Annotated in this window: 13 protein-coding genes and 1 pseudogene; 13 read left to right on the forward strand and 1 reads right to left on the reverse strand. The window is 44.8% G+C overall.

Annotated elements, in window-relative coordinates; genetic code table 11:
• Positions 1-162 precede the first annotated feature (162 nt).
• The 3 genes and pseudogenes from H6F88_RS13225 (at position 163) to H6F88_RS13235 (ending at position 5,184) form a co-directional block, all read left to right on the forward strand.
• Complete coding sequence (locus H6F88_RS13225; protein WP_190643231.1) at positions 163-732, forward strand: Uma2 family endonuclease; 570 nt, start codon at positions 163-165, stop codon at positions 730-732.
• A gap of 61 nt (positions 733-793) precedes the next feature.
• Positions 794-4,264, forward strand: a pseudogene (locus H6F88_RS13230) (DEAD/DEAH box helicase family protein).
• The gene (locus H6F88_RS13235; RefSeq protein ID WP_190643220.1) at positions 4,261-5,184 is read left to right on the forward strand and encodes a restriction endonuclease; all 924 of its coding nucleotides are present in this window, start codon (positions 4,261-4,263) and stop codon (positions 5,182-5,184) included. The pseudogene H6F88_RS13230 and the gene H6F88_RS13235 overlap by 4 nt, the downstream one beginning before the upstream one ends.
• Positions 5,185-5,383: 199 nt before the next feature.
• Here H6F88_RS13235 and H6F88_RS13240 read toward each other — a convergent pair whose 3' ends face one another.
• Positions 5,384-9,148, reverse strand: coding sequence for an NB-ARC domain-containing protein (locus H6F88_RS13240; RefSeq protein WP_190643221.1), 3,765 nt, complete (start codon positions 9,146-9,148; stop codon positions 5,384-5,386).
• A gap of 691 nt (positions 9,149-9,839) precedes the next feature.
• On the opposite strand from H6F88_RS13240, the gene H6F88_RS13245 reads away from it, so the two are divergent.
• The 10 genes from H6F88_RS13245 (at position 9,840) to H6F88_RS13290 (ending at position 19,265) form a co-directional block, all read left to right on the forward strand.
• Positions 9,840-10,682: a peptidoglycan-binding protein gene (locus tag H6F88_RS13245; protein ID WP_190643222.1), complete on the forward strand. Its 843-nt coding sequence runs from the start codon at positions 9,840-9,842 to the stop codon at positions 10,680-10,682.
• A 103-nt stretch (positions 10,683-10,785) separates the two neighbouring features.
• Positions 10,786-11,715: a peptidoglycan-binding protein gene (locus H6F88_RS32650; RefSeq protein ID WP_199333593.1), complete on the forward strand. Its 930-nt coding sequence runs from the start codon at positions 10,786-10,788 to the stop codon at positions 11,713-11,715.
• A gap of 72 nt (positions 11,716-11,787) precedes the next feature.
• The gene (locus H6F88_RS13255) at positions 11,788-13,467 is read left to right on the forward strand and encodes a peptidoglycan-binding protein (protein ID WP_190643223.1); all 1,680 of its coding nucleotides are present in this window, start codon (positions 11,788-11,790) and stop codon (positions 13,465-13,467) included.
• 41 nt (positions 13,468-13,508) lie between these two features.
• Positions 13,509-13,952, forward strand: a complete 444-nt coding sequence (locus H6F88_RS13260) for a hypothetical protein (protein WP_190643224.1) — start codon at positions 13,509-13,511, stop codon at positions 13,950-13,952.
• Between the two features lie 21 nt (positions 13,953-13,973).
• Positions 13,974-14,225: a peptidoglycan-binding domain-containing protein gene (locus H6F88_RS13265; RefSeq protein WP_190643225.1), complete on the forward strand. Its 252-nt coding sequence runs from the start codon at positions 13,974-13,976 to the stop codon at positions 14,223-14,225.
• Positions 14,226-14,259: 34 nt separating this feature from the next.
• Positions 14,260-15,078, forward strand: a complete 819-nt coding sequence (locus H6F88_RS13270) for a M15 family metallopeptidase (RefSeq protein ID WP_190643226.1) — start codon at positions 14,260-14,262, stop codon at positions 15,076-15,078.
• Between the two features lie 23 nt (positions 15,079-15,101).
• Positions 15,102-15,962 carry a GH25 family lysozyme gene (locus H6F88_RS13275; protein ID WP_190643227.1) on the forward strand — a complete coding sequence of 287 codons (861 nt, stop codon included), beginning with the start codon at positions 15,102-15,104 and terminating at the stop codon, positions 15,960-15,962.
• A gap of 39 nt (positions 15,963-16,001) precedes the next feature.
• Entirely contained in the window at positions 16,002-17,405 is a 1,404-nt protein-coding gene (locus H6F88_RS13280; RefSeq protein WP_190643228.1) for a family 10 glycosylhydrolase, read from the forward strand.
• A 309-nt stretch (positions 17,406-17,714) separates the two neighbouring features.
• The gene (locus H6F88_RS13285; RefSeq protein WP_190643229.1) at positions 17,715-18,815 is read left to right on the forward strand and encodes a hypothetical protein; all 1,101 of its coding nucleotides are present in this window, start codon (positions 17,715-17,717) and stop codon (positions 18,813-18,815) included.
• A 48-nt stretch (positions 18,816-18,863) separates the two neighbouring features.
• A complete protein-coding gene (locus H6F88_RS13290) occupies positions 18,864-19,265 on the forward strand; it encodes a DUF1304 domain-containing protein (protein WP_190643230.1) in 402 nt (133 codons plus the stop codon).
• Positions 19,266-21,109: the final 1,844 nt, after the last annotated feature.

The following is a 21,109-nucleotide window of genomic DNA, read 5'->3' on the forward strand; positions in this document are numbered from 1 at the left end:
ACGACCACAACTACGGCAAAGATAGTTTTGGATACCCTTGCGTCGTCCGTTCTTCACGATTTGATTAGAGTGACAGTGTAAGCATTGCATCATACTTCTATTGTGCAACGCCACCATCGTTACCCTAAAGATAAGACCGAAACTTTCGATCGCTGCCTAGCCATGATTGCCTCTTCACAGCCCTACCTTACCCCCAAAGAATACCTCCAGATGGAGGAACACAGCCCCGTCAAGCACGAATACATCGACGGGCAAACTTACGCAATGGTTGGGGCAAACGATGCCCATGTGACGATCGCCGGAAACCTGTTTGCCCTCCTGCGTAACCACATCCGGGGAACGGGTTGCCGGATCTATATCTCAGATATGAAAGCACGCATCGAATCGCTCAATCGCTACTTTTACCCCGATATCCTGGTGACGTGCGATCCCCGCGATCAAGAGACTCCGCTTGAGAAACGATTTCCTCGGCTGATTGTCGAAGTCCTGTCCGATTCAACAGAAGCATTCGATCGGGGCGACAAATTTGCCGACTACCAAACGCTAGACAGCCTGCAAGAATACGTTTTGATCAACACCAAACGCCAGCGAGTCGAATGCTTCCGCCGCAACGAAGCAGGGCTATGGGTGTTGCAGTCCTACACGGACAAACAGGACTTTCGACTAGAAAGCATCAACTTTGAAGGGGCGATCGCAGACCTTTATGAAGACGTTACGTTTGCATCCCCGTAAGTTTACGGTTCCTCTCTCAAAATTGGGAATGTTGGGGTAAAAGCAATTTCTGGAGAGGGTAATGGCATCTAACTTTGATTTCTTGCGCGATCGCCAACCCGACCTCTTCAAACACGCCACCCAAGCCGAGAGTCTGATCTATTCTGCCCCTCGTGCCAGTTGCTTCTATGCCCGCTTTACCCTAGAGCAAGCCGTCCACTGGCTTTATGCCAACGATCCCTACCTCAAGCTACCCTACGACAACAATCTGGCTGCCCTGATCCACGAGCAGACCTTCAAAGACAACCTGAAACCAGGACTTTTTCAGAAGATTCGTAGCATCCATAAAGTTGGAAATCTTGCCGTTCACGACTCCACAAGCATTGCTGAGCGAGATGCGCTTCATATTGTTGAAGAACTCTTTCACTTTCTCTACTGGCTCTGCCGCTACTATGCCCCTGATGGCAAATCGCTAACTCCCCTCAGCTTTGACCGGGCGGCTGTTCCCCGCCCTGCGGCTGCCTCTCAAGACCTTTCTCGCCAACAGCTTCAGGCATTAGAAACTCAGCTTTCCCAGGCTGCCGAAATGCGCCGCATTGCCGAAGAACGACAACAGCAGACTGAAGAGCAACTAGCGGCTCTGCAAGCTGAAATTACGGCTCTCAAACAGCAAAATGAAGCCGTTCCCGACAGGCACGACTACCACGAAGCCGATACCCGTCGCTACCTGATCGATGTCCTGCTCAAAGAAGCGGGCTGGAACATTCACCAGTCTGGATGGACAGAATACGAAGTCTAGGGAATGCCCAACACTACAGGCAAAGGTTATGTGGACTACGTGCTGTGGGGCGATGACGGCAAACCTCTAGCCCTGGTCGAAGCCAAACGCACCACTACAGACTCCAAAGACGGTAAGCGCCAAGCTGAACTCTACGCCAATTGTCTAGAAGCCCAGTTTGGTCAGCGCCCAATTATCTTCTACTCCAACGGCTACGAACATTGGATCTGGGATGACCAGAGCTATCCTCCACGCAACATTCAAGGCTTCCTCAAAAAAGACGAACTCGAACGGTTAATTTTTCGTCGCACCAGCCGCAAACGCCTTCATCTCGTGCAGATTGATCCCAAAATCGTAGAGCGCAGCTATCAGACCGAAGCTATCCGCCGCATTACCGAAAACTTCGACCAGCAAAAGAGCCGCAAAGCCCTGCTAGTCATGGCAACTGGAACTGGAAAGACAAGGACTGCGATCGCCCTTGTCGATCTCTTGATTCGTGCCAACTGGGTCAAGCGAGTTCTGTTTCTAGCAGATCGCACCGCCCTCTTGACCCAAGCCTTCCGCGCCTTCAAAACCCACCTCCCCACCGTCACCCCAATCGACTTGACCAAAACTAAAGAGATTGAAGGTGGCAACGTTATTCTCTCCACCTACCCCACGATGCTCAACTACATCAACCGGGTAGATGGAAACGGGCGCATTCTTGGTTCAGGCTACTTCGACTTGGTCATCGTCGATGAGGCACACCGCTCGATCTACAAAAAATACAGTGCCCTGTTTGAATACTTCGATGCTCTGCTTATTGGCTTAACCGCTACCCCTCGTGATGAAGTTCACCGCGACACCTACCGCATCTTTGAACTGGAAAAAGGCAACCCCACCTTTGCCTACGAACTCGAAGATGGAGTTAACGATGGCTACCTCGTTCCTGCTAGAGGTGTCGATGCTCCCTTCAAGTTCTTACGTACTGGGGTTAAATATGCCGACCTTTCTCCTGAAGAGCAAGAAGAGTACGAAGAGAAATTTCGAGATGAGGAAACCGGAGCCATCCCCGACCAGGTGAATGCTGCTGCTCTCAACCAGTGGCTCTTTAACATCAGCACCGTCGATCAGGCATTAGAACTGCTAATGCAGCGAGGGTTGAAGGTTGAGGGGGGCGATCGCCTCGGCAAAACCATCATTTTTGCCCGCACGAAGAAGCACGCTGAGTTCATCGTTGAACGCTTTGACGCAAACTATCCCCACTACAAAGGCAAATTCGCTCAGGTGATCCACAGCGACATCTCCTACGCCGAAAGCATCCTTGATGATTTCTCCGTTGCCTCTAAACAGCCCACAATCGCCGTCTCCGTCGATATGCTCGATACCGGAGTAGATGTTCCTGAAGTAGTCAATTTAGTCTTTTTCAAACCTGTCTACTCACGAGTCAAATTCAACCAGATGATTGGACGGGGGACTCGTTTGTGTCCCAACCTGTTTGGCATAGACGACCATAAAACCGAATTTTTAGTATTCGACCTTTGTGGCAACTTCGATTTCTTTAGGCAAGCCATTCTAGAAGCTAACCAAAAACTCCCCGAAACCCTCACCAGTCGCCTCGTCAAAGCTCGTCTGGAACTAACCCAACTTCTACAGCAATCCCTCGCCCCTCAAGCAACAGACTCGCATCCCTCCATCGCCGCAGAACCCAGTGGAACCTATGGCACAGACACAATCCGTGCTGAAACTCCGCTAAGTAAGCTTCGCAATACCCTCCTGAACGATCTCCATCAACACGTCGCCACAATGGAGCAAGAAAACTTCCTGGTGCGTCGCCGTTTACAACAGGTTGAAGAATTCTCCAAGCGCGATCGCTGGAACCAACTTAGTGAAGAAGACGTAGAGATTATCACCGAATCCCTCGCCTCCCTTCCCAACAGCTTACCTGCGGGCGATCGCCTCGCCAAAGAATTCGACTTGCTCTGCTTCAAACTGCAACTCTCCGTCCTGAAGCGAACTAACGATTTCATGAGAATGCGTGACCAAGTGCGCGATCTCCTCAGTCAACTAGAGGCAAAGCGCGAAATTCCAATGGTCAAAGATAAACTGCCTCTGATTGAAGAAGTTCAAACCGAAGACTGGTGGATGGATGTAACCCCCTGGATGATTGATGCTGCAAGACTTGATCTGCGCGATCTGATTAAGTTTGTCGATCGCCAAGAGCAGCGCATTGTCTACACCGATTTTGCAGATCAGATGGGAGCAATCCAGGATGTAGATGTGCCCAACCAGCAGACCGGTTTCAGCCCCTATCAATATCGCAAAAAAGTAGAAGCATACATTCGAGCTAACGAAAACCATGTGGCGATCGCTAAACTCAAACGCAACGCACCCCTCACCGAATCAGATTTGGGATCTCTGGAAACTATGCTCTTCGGCTCCACAGAAATTGAGAGTCGGGAGCAATTCGAGAAGGTGTTCGGTAAGAATCTGAGTTTAAAGCTGTTTGTCCGTAAGCTGGTTGGACTCGATCGCAACGCAGCAAAGCAAGCCTTTATCCGCTATTTAGAAGGTAGTACCTTAACGGCTAACCAAATCCGCTTCATCGAAATCATCATCGATTACCTAACTCAAAACGGGGTTATGGACCCTGGACAACTCTACGAATCACCCTTCACCGAAGCTCATCCCGATGGTTTAGATGGACTGTTCAAGGACAACGATGCAGACCAAATTGTGGCGATCGTACAATCCTTCAACGACACGGTTGAAGCTCAATTTGGAGCAGCATCGTGATACTGCCAACCTACGATCAATTGATGCTACCGCTGCTCAAGCTTGCTGCCGAGAACGGGCAAATACACCATATTGCAGGACTACGAGAAAAACTAGCCCAACACCTGAATATCACTTCTGATCAACGAGCCATCAAATTACCCAGTGGTAGACAATCCATCTTTGATAACCGTGTAGGCTGGGCCAGTACTTATCTTCGGAAGGCAAATCTTCTCTCTCGCCCAAAACGAGGATATGTTCAAATTACTCAGCGAGGCAAGGCTGTTTTAGCCGAAAACCCACCTGCAATCAACGATCGTTATCTTCAGAGATTTGAGGAATTTCGTGAATTTAACGAGCGATCTGCACCCGACGAACAACTTCCCCCTGTTGCGAGCGAAACCCCGTCCTCTACAACAACGCCTGAAGAAACAATTAGTAAAGCGGTTGGCATCTTAGAAGCCGAGTTGCAGGATGAACTGCTCGATAAAGTAAAGCAACTATTACCTCAACGGTTTGAGGAATTGGTCTTAAAGCTGCTTCATGCGATGGGCTATGGTGGCAGTCTTAAGGATGTTGAAGGCGTTCCCCGTGGACCTGACGGTGGTATCGACGGCACCATCAAAGAAGACAAACTGGGGCTAGATGTCATTTATGTCCAAGCAAAACGCTGGGAAAACTCAGTGGGTAGAGAGAAAGTCCAAGCCTTTCAGGGAGCCTTGGCTGGAGTTGGTGCTCGTAAAGGCGTATTTCTAACCACCTCAACCTTCACTCAACAGGCGATCGCCTACGCCTCTCAACTGAGGGACAGCAAAATCATCCTAATTGATGGTCAGAAGCTCACTCAATTGATGATCGAACATGATGTTGGAGTCAGTATCAAGGAAATCTTCCACATTAAACGCATTGACGAAGATTTCTTCACCGATGTCGATTTTTAGTCTTCAGAAAAGGTCTGTGACTTAAGCCAAGCCTTTGCCACCGAATAAGGCATCCTTTTGCCAAAGTGCAGCCTGAGATGTTGATTCTCTCGTTGAGCGATTGCACAGGTTTTCTGATCGATTCCAGCATCCTTTTGCCGAAAATCCAAATCTAGAGCAACCCTTTGCCGAAAGTTCAAACCTTTCCTATAAGCTTATTTTATGATTTGTCGTCAACGGCTCCTAGCAGCCTCAGGGTCGTCCTTTGAGCTTCGTTCAATCCTGTTGTATGGCTGATGTTCATTCCCTCATACGGACGTGGAACTCTCAATGTTGTTAGGCACGATCGACTCTCAAGGTTCCAACGCTTAATCGTCTCATCAAAGCTGCCACTGAAAAGTGTTGCGGTGGTTTGAGGAGGAATTGCTTTCAAGGAAGTTGCATCCGATTGATTGGTAACATGGGCCGGCAAAGGAGCAGATTGATACACTACTGATGAAACTAAGCCTGTATGTCCTTTTATCACCTGGCTGCATTTTCCAGTGACAATCTCCCAGCATCGAACCGTCTGGTCAAAGCCACCACTGATTAAGTGCTGACCATCAAGACTGTAGACTACGGTGACTACTGCTCCACTATGACCTTCAAATGTCTTGAGGCATTCTCCGGTTGAGATATCCCACAGTTTGACGGTTTGGTCAAAACTACAACTGACCAAATACTGCCCATCTGGACTGAAGTTCACCTGCCAAACACTGTTGCTGTGCCCCAGTAGCGTTTTCAAACAGTGCCCGGTTTGAATATTCCAGAGCTTGATCGTAGTGTCAAAGCTACTGCTGGCTATCCATTCCCCATTGGGGCTGAATGCAACTGAAACGACAGGAGCTGTATGTCCCTCAAGGGTTTGGATGCACTTGCCTGCGTCCACATCCCAAAGTTTGATGGTGCGATCGTAGCTAGCACTGGCCAAATGCTGTCCTTGAGGATGGAAAGCAACAGACCAAACCCAGCTATCGTGACCTTGTAATGTTTTGAGGCAACGTCCAGTTTTCCAATTCCACAATTTGATGGTGCGATCAGCGCTGCCACTCGCCAAGGTAATTCCCTCTGCGCTGTTACCATTCCTAATTGGCTGAGAATCGAAGGCAACTGACCAGACTCGATTGGTGTGTCCGTACAGTATCTGAACACATGTTTCGGCAGAAACATCCCATATCCTTATAGTTTGGTCTTCATACCCACTGGCCAAGTGATGACCCTCAGGACTCAGGGCGACCGCCATGACCGAATTCGTATGTCCCTTGATGGTCTTGATACACTGCCCAGTTTCCACATTCCACAGTTTGGCAGCATGATCATCCCCTCCACTCGCTAGCCATTGACTGGTAGGACTAAAGGCAACAGACCATATGCGATTGCTATGACCGTGCAACGTTTTGATACATTGTCCAGTTGTGGCGTTCCACAGCTTGACGGTTTCATCATAGCTACTGCTGGCGAGGACATCTCCATCACGACTAAATGCAATCGTCGTGATGGTGCTCGTGTGACTACTCAATGTTCTCAGACAATTACCTGTCTCTACATCCCAAAGTCTAACCGTATGGTCAAAACTCCCACTCGCTAACTGTTTTCCCTTAGGACTAAACGCGACCGATTTCACCCAACCTTGATGTCCATTCAAGGTCTTCAAGCATTGCCCTGTACTCCAATTCCAGAGCTTGATGGTCTGATCTTCAGAGCAGCTTGCTAACGTTGTGTCATCAGGACTGAAGGCAATAGACCACACGCGCCCCTGATGCCCTAGTAATTGGATACAGTCATTAACGACCCCGAAGCGACTTTTGAAGGCAATTGCTTGGGATAAATCTGCAGGGGACTGGAGATTCCATAACCGGATCGTGGCATCTTGAGAACTGGTCGCGATATATTGTCCATTAGGGCTGAAGGCGATCGCATTCACCGAGTAGGTGTGCCCAACGAAGGTTTTTAGGCAATCCCCCGTGTGAACATCCCAAAGTTTGACGAGATAGTCATCACTAGCACTGGCAAGGTAGTGACCATCTGGGCTAAAGGCAGTGGACCAGGCCCAGTGTTTGTGCCCCTTGCAGATGACAAGCTGTTTGCCGCTGGGAATTTCCCAAATCTGAATTTCACCACTGGTATCACTGCTGGCTAACCGTTTACCATCTGGACTGAAAGCAACAGAAGTAACCCCTCCAAAGGTTTCAACGAAGACCGATTGCTCAATTTTGCAGTGAGCAAAGTTGGCCTGATGCAGGGTGACTTTGGGGAGGTAGGCTTGTCGGATGGAAAGATTGGAGAAGTCACGATCGCACACATCACTATGCAACTGCCAGAATAAATTCAGCAAATTTCCTGCTGCATAACCGCTTCCGAGTGACTTGTCATGTAGAAAGACTAAAAAGCGGCTGAGATGGTTTTCGAGGTTGTGCTGATTCGCAAACGCGGCCAAAAGCTTCTCTTTAACCGGTTGTAGAATTAAACGGATTTGGGCTTCCCGAATATAATCCTTCGCTTGGGCCTTAATCAGGGCATAATGGTTGAAGAAAGTCAGTTCATGGGCAGAAATGCCATCATAAAATCGTTTCACCATCTGCTCGGTCATGTATTCCATCACGACGGGCTGCTGAGAAAAACCAGCGGCATTGGTTTCAATCAGCGATCGTGCTTGCAACGATGCTAAGGACTCCAATAGCTCCCGCTGTGAGGCTTTGGGTACAATATCTTCTTGCAACTCCTCCAGTGTGACCCATTCACGGGAGATAGCTAGCCAGTACATCACTTGCTGTTCGAGTTCAGAGAGACGGCTGAATTGCTGGTCAAGGATCTCACTAATGTCACCAAAAACAACTGTTCCCTGGTTCAAGAACGCTCCAATATCGCCGTTAAACAGCGATCGAATCGTCGTGGCAGCAACCTTCAAAGCTAAAGGATTACCGTTGTAGTGTTCAATCAACTGATAGCAATCGGCATCGGATTCAATCAATCCTTTTTCATTCAGAATCCTCTGTCCTGCAGAAGATTGTAGCCCCGTGAGATGTAACGATCGAGCAGGTAGCGTATCCCCCTCTCGAATGCTGACTTCTGCGGGTTTTTCTCGACTAGTCAACACCAGACAACTCTGGTGTCGCTCATCACTAACTCGCGCAATCAACTGACCATAGACTTCGTAGCCCTGACGATACTGTCCTGTGCGTTTACCGCTCTGGAGGATCGATTCCAAATTGTCTAATACTAGTAGACAGCGATGCTGGCGCAGATATTTCATCAAGCACGAGATCTGGCTATCAACTGATTCCGGTAACTTTACCTCCTGTTGGTTTGAGAGAAACGGAGTTAAGTCGGCTAACAAATCGTGCAGAGAGGGAGCGTGTCGCAAACTACGCCAGATTACATAATCAAATTCGTCCTGCACTTGTTCGGCTAATTTGACGGACAGAGCCGTTTTGCCAATTCCTCCCATTCCCAAGATACTCACCAAGCGACAGTGATCTTGCTGAATCCACTGTTCCAGAGTTACCAACTCCGCGACGCGATTGTAGAACGCCGAAACATCGATCGCTTCTCCCCAGTCGCAATGGGTAAGCAAAAGAGCAGAGGGATAAGAGTTTGTTGATAGTTGCTCAAATTCAGGGTCAGTAAGATGCGCTTTCTTATCTTCAAATCTTGGGTGCCTCGGATTCCACAGCGTAGTAGAGGATTGGCTTTTCTGCCTTATTGCACGCTTTAACACCGTTTGAAAATTCCGTCGTGTAACTTTCTCTTCTAGTGTTTCGGAAAGAAGCTGCCACATTTCAGAGCCTGTGTCTTTGATGTAACCAAGTGTGTAGCCGAAGTTGTCAGCAATCTCTTTGTAGGAGTACCCTTCCCAAGCCTGTTGAAATACAAGTTTTTGAACTTTGTTTAACTGTCCTGGTGCTAGGACCTGTTCTAAAAACTCCAACTCTTCATCAGCCGTCACAATTCCAACTTCCTTGGCTCCACTAACACAACAAAGCTACTGTACTACTACGTTTCATTCGACACCCGAAATAGTTAGAGCGATCACGCTCTTGATTGCTTTTAGTAAAGCAAAAGCAATCAAAGGCTAAATTCCTCCTCATGGAAAATCTATCATACTGAAGCCTTATCCTCAGGAAATCTGGTCAGTATTGTTTCTAATTTGTATCTAGATTTAACTAAACTTCTCAGTAAATTCTCTGTCCTCTGATCCGACTTTTATCCGACCTTCCCCCGACTGACGAACTGTAGCAGTGCCAGTTAACCTTGTACTCAAATACGTTACTGCTTGCAGCCTCCCCTGCTTAGGAATCTGAGTGTTGATGGAGACCAAACTTGAGATCTTTAAGTCATCTCGCTTCGTAGGAAAGCCAGTTTTAGATGATGAAATTTTTAGGGGGAATGACTGACATCCAAAAAGCCCGTTTCCTCCGTTTCAAGCATCTCTCAATAACAATCACGATGGGCAATCTGAAAAGTGCTATCAGCATGTTGGTACCGGTCAGGCTTACCAGGCAAACTGGCACAATCGCTGGTAACGACAATCTCACGAAAACTTATAGAGAGGCGTTAGATCTCTATAAGTTCTTTGAAAGTAATTCAGAATAACGTCTGAATCTTGAGGAAAACCAACATACTCCTGAGGAACGGTTATGGAATTTGTCAAAAATGTCATTGACACAGGTGTTGTAGATACAGGGCGTGTTGCTGGGCTGAGCCGCCAGATTATTACTGAGATGAACTCTATTGCTGAATTTGGGAATGTACTTTTTAGCTTCGATGATTTAGAAAATATGGTATTTAAGACGGGCGAACCGGGACGTAAGGTCAACCCCGTGCTTCAGCTATCAGCTAAAGAAGCCCTTCGAGCTGCTCTTCGAGATAATCAGGACAAAAAGTTAGTTATTAACTCAGCCTATCGCACCGTTGCCCAGCAACACATCTTATATCAATTACACCTAAAGGGAATAGTTGGCAAAGCAGCAAAACCAGGATTAAGTCCTCATGAGGATGGTTTAGCTCTCGATGTTGATAACTATCCTGACTGGATTAGAATCCTTGAGCGCTATGGTTGGCAATATTTAGGAGATGATTTACCCAACGACCCCTGGCATTTCAGCTTTGACGGAGGACGTGGTGATATTGGAAATATCGGGGTAAAAGCTTTTCAGAGACTTTGGAACAAACACAACTCTGATGATCAAATTGAAGTTGACGGAGATTTTGGTGGTGAAACTGCTAAACGGATGAATAAATCTCCGAGCGATGGTTTTCCTTTGTTTAGATTGCTTAAGCTAACCACTCCACTCTTGGAGGGTGAAGATGTGCGTGTTGTGCAAGAGGCTTTAGTAGAAGCGGGATTCTTAGATGCTGGTAAGGTGAACAAATTTTACGATACGGAGACTGTAGAAGCTGTCGAAGCCTTCCAAAAAGATAAGGGGTTGGTTGTAGATGGCAAAGTGGGACCAAATACTCGCCGAATCCTATTAGCTTAACAATAGCGAATCTATTGTCTAGAAAATTTTCTGCATATTTAGAAGCCCTCTAGAACGGCAATGAAGTTGAGGGTAAACAGTATTAACGCTAAGCGAGGAAAGTATGCTGACAGATTTGCAAAAGCGCGCTGCACAAGCGATCATCAACATTTTCGAAACTAGCAAAGTTCTGGGAGATTATACGAGCGTTGTCTCTGTACCAGGTGATCCAGGTGGATTAACGTATGGAAAAGCGCAAACAACGCTTAACAGTAGAAATCTCTTCCTACTTATTAAGGATTACTGCGAAGCAGAAGAAGCAGCTTTTGCTGATGAATTAATGCCTTATCTAGATGGACTGGAGGAGCGAGAGCGGAGATTGAACAACGATATAAAGTTGCACAATCTGCTACGTAAAGCAGGTAACGATCCAGTGATGCAAAATACCCAAGATGCTTTTTTTGATCGTGTCTATTGGAATCCTGCGGTAAAACAAGCAACCACTTTAGAGGTTTTCACTCCTTTAGGAACAGCAGTAGTCTATGACGGTACTGTTCATGGATCATGGGGTAGGATGCGCGATCGTACGATTGAAACGTTCGGCAAGGTTTCTGACATCGGTGAGCAACAGTGGATCACCCACTACGTTGATGTTAGACGTAATTGGTTAGCTACACATTCAACTGTCCCACTCCTTCGTAAAACTGTTTATCGCATGGATACATTCAAGAAGTTGATTGCTGCTGAAAACTGGGATTTAACACTGTCATTCAATGTGCGGGGTCTTTTGATTGATGAAGAAACTTTGACCCCAAATAGCTTGTCTTCGGCTGAGGTCAATGAAGTTAGGTTGCTTCGTTTGAAACGCCCTTTTATGCAGGGTGAGGACGTTCGTAAAGTACAAGAAGCATTAAAGCAAGCAGAAATTGCTGTTGAGCTAGATGGAATATACGGACCAGACACAGAAACTGCTGTTAAGGAGTTTCAGAAGAAGATAGGACTGAAGCCAGACGGAATTGTAGGTCCTGTTACTCGTTCAGAACTCGGTTTGTGAGCAACCTGTACAGTCTAGATTTGTACTAGTGGGTTTAAGAAACAACAGAATTTTGAACAGTTGGCATGTTTTATGGCAGTTCTAAAACTAGACTCATCCGGGACTGAGGTCGTGGCTCTACAAAGGACCCTAACCAAACTTGGTTTTAATCCCGGATCAACAAGTGGCACTTTCGATACTCAAACTCGTGATGCTGTAATTTCATTTCAAAGGTCACGGGTTTGGCTAGTTTCTGACGGAATTGTAGGCCCAATTTCTCAAGCTGAACTTGATGATGCAGTTCAGGATATCAGTGGGGAGTCCGCACTACAAAGCGTAGCTTTAGGTAGCCAGGTGTTAGATGTTGCAGCAATCAACGCTAATCCAGTATTAGCAAAGAAGATTCAGAAAAAATTGAAAGCTTTGGGATTATATCCGGGTGGAAAGTTAATTGACGGAAACTTTGGTTCTCGTAGTCAGAGGGCATTAGTCGATTTCTGTCAGATAGGAGGGATTTCTCACTCAAGTCCAATTCAGCTTGATCCAAACATTGCCCAAGCTTTGGTTAGCACTGCTCAAATTCCTGAAGTTCTAGAAGTTCGAGGAAGCAATACACCTCAAATTTTCAAGAAGTTCAAAGACATTGAAGATTTTGTAGGAGCAACAGATAGTAAGCTTGCTTTCTTAGATATGGGTGTAGAAACAACCGCTTACAAGGTAGGCATTCCAGAATATTCAAACCGACTAGATGTGACGGCTTCTTTGGGCATCCCTACAGTCTCTCATCCAAGTCTCAGGTTTGATCCTTATCCCGATCGAGGTAAACTTCCTTCTATTGATACAACCGTCCTCAATTTTCTTGACTCAGAAATTACAGAGGCTTGTGTGACCATCGGGCACTTAAATGCTGGAGACCTCGACACTGCTTGGTTAGGCAGAAATGAACTGAGAGCGGACGAGTGTTTAAGTTCAACTAAAATCATTCCTATCCTAAATGTATTATCTCAACTTGGAGACAATTCACCAGATAATGTCGAGAACTTATTAATCCAGAATCAAGGAATAGTAAATACGACTTTTCGTTTCTCTGCTGCTCTTGTAGATATTGTCAGCTATAGAGGTGGTGTTCCTCACTCAAATGCTTTAGCACGAACATTCAAACATTTTTCGGCTCCTAATCAAATTGAAAAATGGATGAGAGAACAAAGTGGTAACACCAGACCAGACTTAAATTTTGAAGGACCTTATGGAGTACCTGCTTCAATCAATCTTCCAGAGCTTTTCGATCCTTCAAGCAATAAGAAACTTTTAATTGCTCCTAACGTTATTTTGGGTCGTGATAATGATGTTTCTGTTTATGATTTAGCTCGTTTGATGTCTATGGTGGGCTGGCATAAACTTCTGCCACTATCCAAAAAATTAAAAGATGTTGAGTGGGGTAGCCTTCAGCCGTTCATTGCAGCACTAGGAACAGATAAAGCCCGCTATGTGGATGTAGCCATTGAAACTTTAGGTTTAGAGAATGTAATTTCATCTCCGGTTATTTTGTCAAAGCTCGGCTACGGGCAAGAAGCACTGATATATGTTGCATTTGTTCAATTCGTTGATGAGCATATATTTGTTACACCTAAACTTAGAACTTTAACGATGGCATTACGAATAGATAAAAATCCTCCTGGTAGCAGTGACGCTCAAGCTGCTCGGATTGACGCGAAAATGGCTGCTGCTGTGACAGAAATCTTACGTCGAGTTGTAACTGAGGAACTACCTTAATTTGTACGCCTAGCAATTGAACACAAGGCAAAGTAGTCAACATGGTATTTCAAACAGGATTCGAGGGACAAACTCTATTTAGAGGTAGAACGGGCTATGCCGTTGCACACTGGCAAAAGTTTTTGCAATCTCAAGGATTCTATCAGGCAGAGATCGACGGAATCTTTAAAGCGAAAACATTAGAGGCTACTACTAAATATCAGCGCGAACGTAGACTCTTTAGGAGGCGAGATGGACTTGTTGAAAAGACAACGTATGATCAGGCTGCTAAAGAGGGATTTGATTTAGTTGAAGGTAATCTACTCGAGGAGATTATCGGATTGCGAGAAATTTTAGTAGAGATTACGAGAATTTCTATGAGTCTCGAAATAACCTTCAAAGGTAAATCTACTGAAGTCACTCTCGGTAATGAGTTCTTAACTCCTGAAGAAGCTCATAAAAAAATCAAAGGTTACTTTGAAAGTTATATCTACGGTCCAGCTTGAATTGTTGTAAGAGGTAACACTATGGAATTTCCTGTTTTGAAAATGGGTAGTCGTGGTCAGGAAGTCAGAAGATGGCAAAAATTCTTGAGTCGAAATCAAGGAATAAAGCTCGATCCTGCGTCGATGGCTTTAGATGGAGTCTATGGACCTGGGACTACTCAGGGAACCAGAACCTATCAAATCAACAAGGGATTGGTTTCCAGTGGAATAGTTGATTCTACAACTTATGTTCAAGCTGTAGAAGATGGCTTTGATCCAATTATTGATGTTTGAATTCTGAAATTTTGAAGTTTTTGTTGAGGAACTTATGGCACTTCCCGTTTTACGTCGTGGTAGCAGAGGCGATGCTGTTACAATATGGCAAAATTTTCTGATCGGTAAAGGTTTACTTGATCAAGCGGATGGAATTTTTGGACGAGATACTGAGGATGCAACAAAAGAATATCAGCATTCTCATGGGTTGGAATTAGACGGCATTGTTGGAGCACAAACCTATAGCAAAGCGTTAGCTGAAGGATTTGATGGTATTGAATTTGATCCTGACTTCCCTAGTAAACCTAGCTTTCTTCCACTAGTTGGAACAACAGATCGGCAGGCAGTTTTTGGTAGATTTGATTTTGAACTGGACTCGGTTCCAAGCAACCGCGAGAATATCAAAGTTCTTGGCACTTGGGCTGAGGATAATATTATTTCGGTTGATATTCCAGAACTAAAACCTGTTCGCCCAAGTGGGCAAATGAAGTTTCACAAAAATGCTGCTCCACAATTGCAGGGTCTATGGAAAGCTTGGCAGGCGCAAGACCTCATTAAGTTAGTTCTGAAGTTCGATGGAAGTTTTGTTCCTCGCCTAATTCGTGGTGCTCCACTTGTAAAGGATTTCAGCAAATTGAGTAATCACGCTTTCGGCTCAGCATTTGATATCAATGCAAAGTGGAACCCTTTAGGTCATACCCCCGCTTTTATAGGTAAAGAAGGCTCTGTTCGGCTTCTAGTACCGATTGCTAACGACTACGGTTTTTATTGGGGTGGTCATTTCAAAAGCCGGAAAGATGGAATGCACTTTGAGGTTGCAAAAATTTTGAGTAGCAGCGATTTAACTGCACTGGCAAGTAAGTACGGTATCTAAGCTTTAACCAGAGGAGATTGAGAATGAGTGTACCAGGTATTGATGTTTCCGATCACCAACTTCTTGTTGATTGGTCTACTGTAGCAAGTCAGGGAATTAAGTTTGCTCTGATCAAAGCTACGGAAGGCAAATCTTTTAGGGCTAGTACGTTTAAAGATAAATGGCGAGACGCAAAATCAGCTGATATTTTGCGAGGTGCTTATCACTTCTTTAGACCAACTAGAACTGGAGAAGAACAAGCTGATAACTTTCTTCAAGCTCTTGATTCAACTGGAGGACTTGAAGTAAATGACCTATCGCCTGTTCTTGACATTGAGGTTAAGGATGGAGTCAGTAGTGATGTTATTCGTGAACGTTGCCTAATATGGCTGGCAAAGGTAGAAGCAGAAACCGGACGTAAAGCAATCATCTATACAGGGGCTAGCTATGGAGACACCAACTTAAGTGTAAATGCTCAATTTGCCGATTATCCACTGTGGGTGGCTCACTATACACGAGGAAAACCTTGGGTGCCAGGACGTTGGAAAACTTGTGCTATCTGGCAATATACCGACAAAGGGAAAGTGAAAGGAATCAACGGAAATGTTGATTTGAACTGGTTCAACGGTTCTACTGATGCATTAAAAGCATTTGCCACAGGTGACTATTCACAAATCAGAAGCAGCTCTTTGTTTGACAATCTAATTAACCGAGGTGATACAGGTGAAGTAGTGCGTCAAGTTCAACAATTGTTAATTATGAAAGGGTATGACGTTGGACCTTCAGGAACAGATGGTGACTTTGGTGCAAACACCGAGTCTGCCGTAACACGATTTCAGGGTGATAATAATCTTCCGATTACTGGAATTGTTGATCCAGCAACATTTGAAAAGCTCAATCAGTAAGAAGTTACTGCTCACATCATTTGAATAGGAGGTTTTTCAATGAAAAAAGTACGTGGTGTTTGGCTAACCAACGTAGACAGTGATGTGTATCATTCCAAAAACAATATTGACGCAGCGATCGAGCTTCTGTCTAAAACTGGATTCAATGTAGTATTTCCAGTTGTTTGGAATAAGGGATATACCCTTTACCCAAGCGATGTGATGGAGCAACATTTTGGGTCTGCCTTCAAGATTGATCCGCTGTATCAAGTGCCAGCGCGAGACCCGCTGGAAGAGATCGTCAAAGCAGCTAGAAAATTTAAGTTAAAAGTCATTCCCTGGTTTGAGTATGGTTTCGCTGCCTCTGCAGTTCAAAAAATTAGAACTGATGGAGGAGAGTTACAAGAGCAGGAATTTGGTAAACATATTCTTGACGAGAAACCCAATTTTGCGGCTGTTAATCATAGTGGGCAACCTCTAATTAAGCCTCATCCCCAAAATGTTGGTGATGTAGGCTTCAAATGGATGAATGCACTCAATCCTGAGGTTCAAGATTTCATGATTGAACTCATGGTTGAGGTTCTTCAGAAGTATGATGTTGATGGAATTCAGGGGGACGATCGTCTTCCAGCCTTTCCAGTAGAGGGTTATGACCAGGATACTGCCAAGCATTTCAACCAGAAGCACGGCAAACCACCAAATACTATACCTGCGGGCACAGATCCGAAGTGGATGGAATTTCGTGCTGATGTCTTAACTAAATTTTTACAGAATCTCTGTGAGCAAGTTAGACAAGTAGAAACAAATAAAGGTAAGAAACTGCTAATATCTATGGCTCCTCATCCTAGAGACTTCGGCTTTGGAAATTACCTCCAAGATACCAAAGCTTGGCTCGAGCTAGTTGATATGATGCATCCACAGCTCTATCGTAAAACATTTAGTGAATATAAAGATTTGGTCGCAAGAGAGGTTAACAGTTTATCAACTACCCAGATAGCTAAGCTTTCACCTGGAGTGCTCATAAAATTAGGCGATTATCGGATTGGTGAAGATCCACAACAACCTGCTAACAACGATCCAAACCACCTTCAAAAAGCTATCAAGCTCAATCGCGATAAAGGTTTTGCTGGCGAGACATTCTTCTTCTTTGAAGGTTTAAGGATCACAGATACGTCAATAGCTGAAGCCCTTCGAGGCACTCATTATGCTATTAACAAGCTAGGTGATGAAGGTCCAGATGTTTTCAAAATTCAAGTCCTTCTGAAGAAATTGAATGTTGTAAAGTATGATCCAGGAGAAGTAGATGGAATTTTTGGGAAAAAGACGGAAGATGCAGTAAAAGCTTTTCAGAAAGCTCAAGGCTTCTCTCCAAGTCTGGTAGATGGAAAAGTTGGAATTCAAACACTTGGAAAGCTTGGTGTCGCTAACCTAACTGCTTTTGGTAATTTGCCAGTTCCTTTATAAAGGTTTTTGAGCATAGCGATTACCTCCAATTAACTGAAGATTTGAAGAGCGATCGCTCATAGTGCATATTCATTCGCGACGTTCATCTGTTTATCCCTTGGGCTTCGTACTTCAACCTGAGCTACACATGTCCCAAATCTAATGATTCTCAATCAATCAATTCAATTTTAGTCGGAAGCAGAGCTAGATCATTTGATGGAAACATCACCTGAAAGTTTGTTTTGAACACTTGTCTCTGCACTGCTTCGAGTAATTCTGGCTCTCATAGTTCAGTGACATTACAAGCAAGAAAAGTAGACCCTTCAGACCATGAAATACAAAATAGGCACGTTTTTAGGATTAGTTTTGTGTACGAGTTTGACTGCTACAGCCGCATATTGCCAAAATCCTTCAAGTTCTACTCCCTCTCCTACATCAAGTTCTCCCTTTAGAGAAGGAGATGTCGTTGATTACAGAAGAAATAAAGCTACAGGAGAAGTTGTACCTGTCATACGTGAAGTAGGTGTACTTAAGGGGCTAGACACACCATATATTGAGCCAGAATTTTTTATCTTACTTTTCATAACTATCGGTGCCGGAGTTTTAGGAGGGTTTGTTGCAGAATTAATTAGCCTAAATGGGAACATTGAGTGGCCCCATAGACCGAGTGACGATGAGTGGGCTTTGAGAGCCTCTGATACTGGCAGTCGCGATGCCCGACGTGAAAACATAATTGATTTTGGTATCTTTGCAAGATTGAGTGTTGGTGGTTTAGCTGCTCCTGCAGCAATAGTGTTTCTGAATCCTGCCAGTGTCTTTGCTCTATTTGGTATGTCGGTAATTGCTGGTTCAGCAGGTACTGCTATCTTTATTGCTTTACAAGAACGCATTAGAACAATTATTGCTGAACAACAAAAAGCTGTAGCTGTAGCTGTAGCTGAAAAAGAAATTGAAATTGCACAAGAACCGTTTAGGCGGGCAAAGTTAATACAGAGCGCTCAATTGATTCTTGGGATATTGGAAAACGCTGCAACAAAGCTAGGAGAGATCGAGAAAAAACTGAGAGAGGATTCAGAGACTGTCGCAGAAGAACCGAACGCTTTAAAGTTTCCAACGGATAAGGCTGTTGTTTTACAACAGAATGACTTCAAGGAAGTATGGAACCTGTTGAACGAAGTTAAAGGGATTGATCTCCAAATAGGAGACAGAATTACTGGGCCTTTCAAAACACTAGAGCAGACAATAAAGAGCATAGCTACGTCCCCCTTAGGTGCAGATACCATCAAAATTGAAGGCGGAAAACTCGATCTTGAAGTTTTCAATCAAGTGAAGAAGCTCATAAATGAAGCTAAGGGCGAAATTGAAGCTATAGTCGCTTTAGAATCAGGTGGAACAAACGCTTCCGTAGCAGATAGGAACAAACGCCTCTAGTACCCTTTGAAGCTATTTTTCCCTATCGTTTACATACTAGCTTTTGCCATGAAAACTCTCTCTACCTTGCTTGTTGGGATTGTAGCCCTGCTACATATTGGCTTTTTCACACTGGAAATGTTTCTCTGGAAGACACCCTTTGTTCGAAACCTCTTTGACTTAACTCAAGAGCAAGCCAACTTTACAGCGCCTCTCGCTGCCAATATGGGGCTTTACAATAGCTTTCTGGCAGTTGGACTTTTGTGGGGATTGCTGGCAAGACGGGAAGGGTTTGCAATCAAAGTGTTTCTTCTAGCTTGCGCCATCATTGCTGGTATCTACGGTGCCGCTACAGTAAGACCGTCAATTCTGGTAACTCAAGCCCTTCCTGCTGCTGTTGCTTTGCTCCTAGTGTGGCTAGTGCATCGCAGTGATACAGGCTCTCAGACTGGTCCTGATGTTAGCCGCTAATTCGATCGCTTCTCTCTAGCTAATTAGGCAGTTTACCCTAAACTCTCCAACAAGCTTCTGAAATCTTGAGGACAGTCTCTATGCGCTTATTACTTCGTAATTGGTTGACACTTGTCAGCCTCCTGCGCTTAATGCCAGTCAAGATTCCTGCCTTTACTGCAAATGGTTCTATACCACAGCTGAATAACGAAGACGCTGCTGCCGGCATCACTGAAACCAGTAAGAAACTACAAGAGCCAGGGTTACCGCAACAGCACCTCAAGGGACATGACGTTGTTTGGGCAGTACAAAGTTGTCTATCAAGCCCTTTGTGAGCAGCGGCACCAATTCCAGGAGGCTACCTTCAAGGAACCGACGTTGCAGTCTTTTACTCCTTCTTTACTCAGTTCCAGCGATCTCTCCCTGAGTTGAGGCGAAGTGCGATCGCCTCTTTAGCAAAGAAATACAAGGAGTACATCTCTAAGGTAAACCATTCAAACGTTAAAAGTAATGATGTCTATCAATATCAATGCTGATGAGATTTGGAAATTGATGAGGTTTCTGGAACAATACGGTACTTCAAATATAAGTGATTACCAGTTCATACTCAACCCGAGTTTTAGAGGACTGAACCTAAAAGTCGATCTCAATGTTACGTATCTACCTAAAAATAAGACGCTTACAATTACTCTCGATCCTTGATAAATGTTTGTCATGGTTTCAGAAGTTACACTCAGTTCCTTCGAATTTCATCCGAATAGTAGGAACACAGTTTTACCCTACCAGAAATTTCTGATTGAATGGGGTTTGGACTTTCGGGCACGATGCCCTCCTAACCCTTCTGGTTTCGGTAGAACCTGCATTGAGAGCAAGCGCAAAAGTTTTAACTTAATGTAGTCATTCTCCCTTTTACACGCCACTGACCATAATGCTGAGGAGTTTAAAGCAGTAATTCCTCAAGACAGGAATAGAGCATCAACCAGAGTCAAGGCGACTGCTCACCAGTCACAAAACTTCTAACGTTAGTTGGCTTACAGCAGGTAATAATAAGCTATCCATCTGCCGCTTAAGAATTCAAGTATCTATCTGCCATGTTGGCAAAAATGGACTTTAAGTCACAAATGTTGTGACTTAAGCCAAGCTTTTGCCGCTCAATAAAGCATCCTTTTGCCAAAGTTCAAGCTGAAACACTGCTTCTTTCGTTGAGCGATCGCTCGTTTTTTAACCCAAATAAAGCATCCACCCGCCGAAAGTGTAAAAATAAAGCAACCCTTTGCCAAAAGTGCAAGGCACCTTTATGAGTTTTTCTTATGGTACTTGACATTTTCCTGCTATTTCCCAACAGATTGGTAAACTTGCCTCCACTAACTACTCTTCAAAGTTTGACTACAAAATTTTCAGTACAACTGATGCCCCTAGTATGAATCTAGGTATATCTGGGTCAAGTGCATCTGGTCAAAATCAATTGATGGCGATCGCTCTTGTAGCAAAAAAGCGACATAGAAGATATATAGCATGTGCTTTTGAGTCAACTGCCCATTGCATGAGCAGTAGTGGAGCTTAAAATCAGTCTCTTGGAAATGCAATCAGAGTTTGACAAGAGCAAGTTAGGTTTACAATTGATTGAAGAGTTGTAAGAGCAATCGCAACCTATTGAATAAGCTTAAATTGCAAGAAGCGATCGTTTAATTGTTTGAAGGAACGGGATTCAGTTATTAACCCGGCAATCGAAGAGCCTACAGGACGAGAGGCAAAATCGGTAGAATCGGAGTATGAATAAGCCAGACGCTCGATTACTCAATCCCACTACCCAAGACTACTTGCGCCAACAAGCAATTCGTCTGCGAGAACAAGGCAAGCGAGCA

The organism is Oculatella sp. FACHB-28 (assembly GCF_014696015.1).
Classification (GTDB): Bacteria; Cyanobacteriota; Cyanobacteriia; order Elainellales; family Elainellaceae; genus JAAUTN01.

Coding starts and splice junctions, on each gene's coding strand:
- H6F88_RS13255 (WP_190643223.1), top strand. CDS start 11,788: ATGGCAGTTCTAAAACTAGACTCATCCGGGACTGAGGTCGTGGCTCTA.
- H6F88_RS13280 (WP_190643228.1), top strand. CDS start 16,002: ATGAAAAAAGTACGTGGTGTTTGGCTAACCAACGTAGACAGTGATGTG.
- H6F88_RS13265 (WP_190643225.1), top strand. CDS start 13,974: ATGGAATTTCCTGTTTTGAAAATGGGTAGTCGTGGTCAGGAAGTCAGA.
- H6F88_RS13225 (WP_190643231.1), top strand. CDS start 163: ATGATTGCCTCTTCACAGCCCTACCTTACCCCCAAAGAATACCTCCAG.
- H6F88_RS13285 (WP_190643229.1), top strand. CDS start 17,715: ATGAAATACAAAATAGGCACGTTTTTAGGATTAGTTTTGTGTACGAGT.
- H6F88_RS32650 (WP_199333593.1), top strand. CDS start 10,786: ATGCTGACAGATTTGCAAAAGCGCGCTGCACAAGCGATCATCAACATT.
- H6F88_RS13245 (WP_190643222.1), top strand. CDS start 9,840: ATGGAATTTGTCAAAAATGTCATTGACACAGGTGTTGTAGATACAGGG.
- H6F88_RS13275 (WP_190643227.1), top strand. CDS start 15,102: ATGAGTGTACCAGGTATTGATGTTTCCGATCACCAACTTCTTGTTGAT.
- H6F88_RS13260 (WP_190643224.1), top strand. CDS start 13,509: ATGGTATTTCAAACAGGATTCGAGGGACAAACTCTATTTAGAGGTAGA.
- H6F88_RS13290 (WP_190643230.1), top strand. CDS start 18,864: ATGAAAACTCTCTCTACCTTGCTTGTTGGGATTGTAGCCCTGCTACAT.
- H6F88_RS13270 (WP_190643226.1), top strand. CDS start 14,260: ATGGCACTTCCCGTTTTACGTCGTGGTAGCAGAGGCGATGCTGTTACA.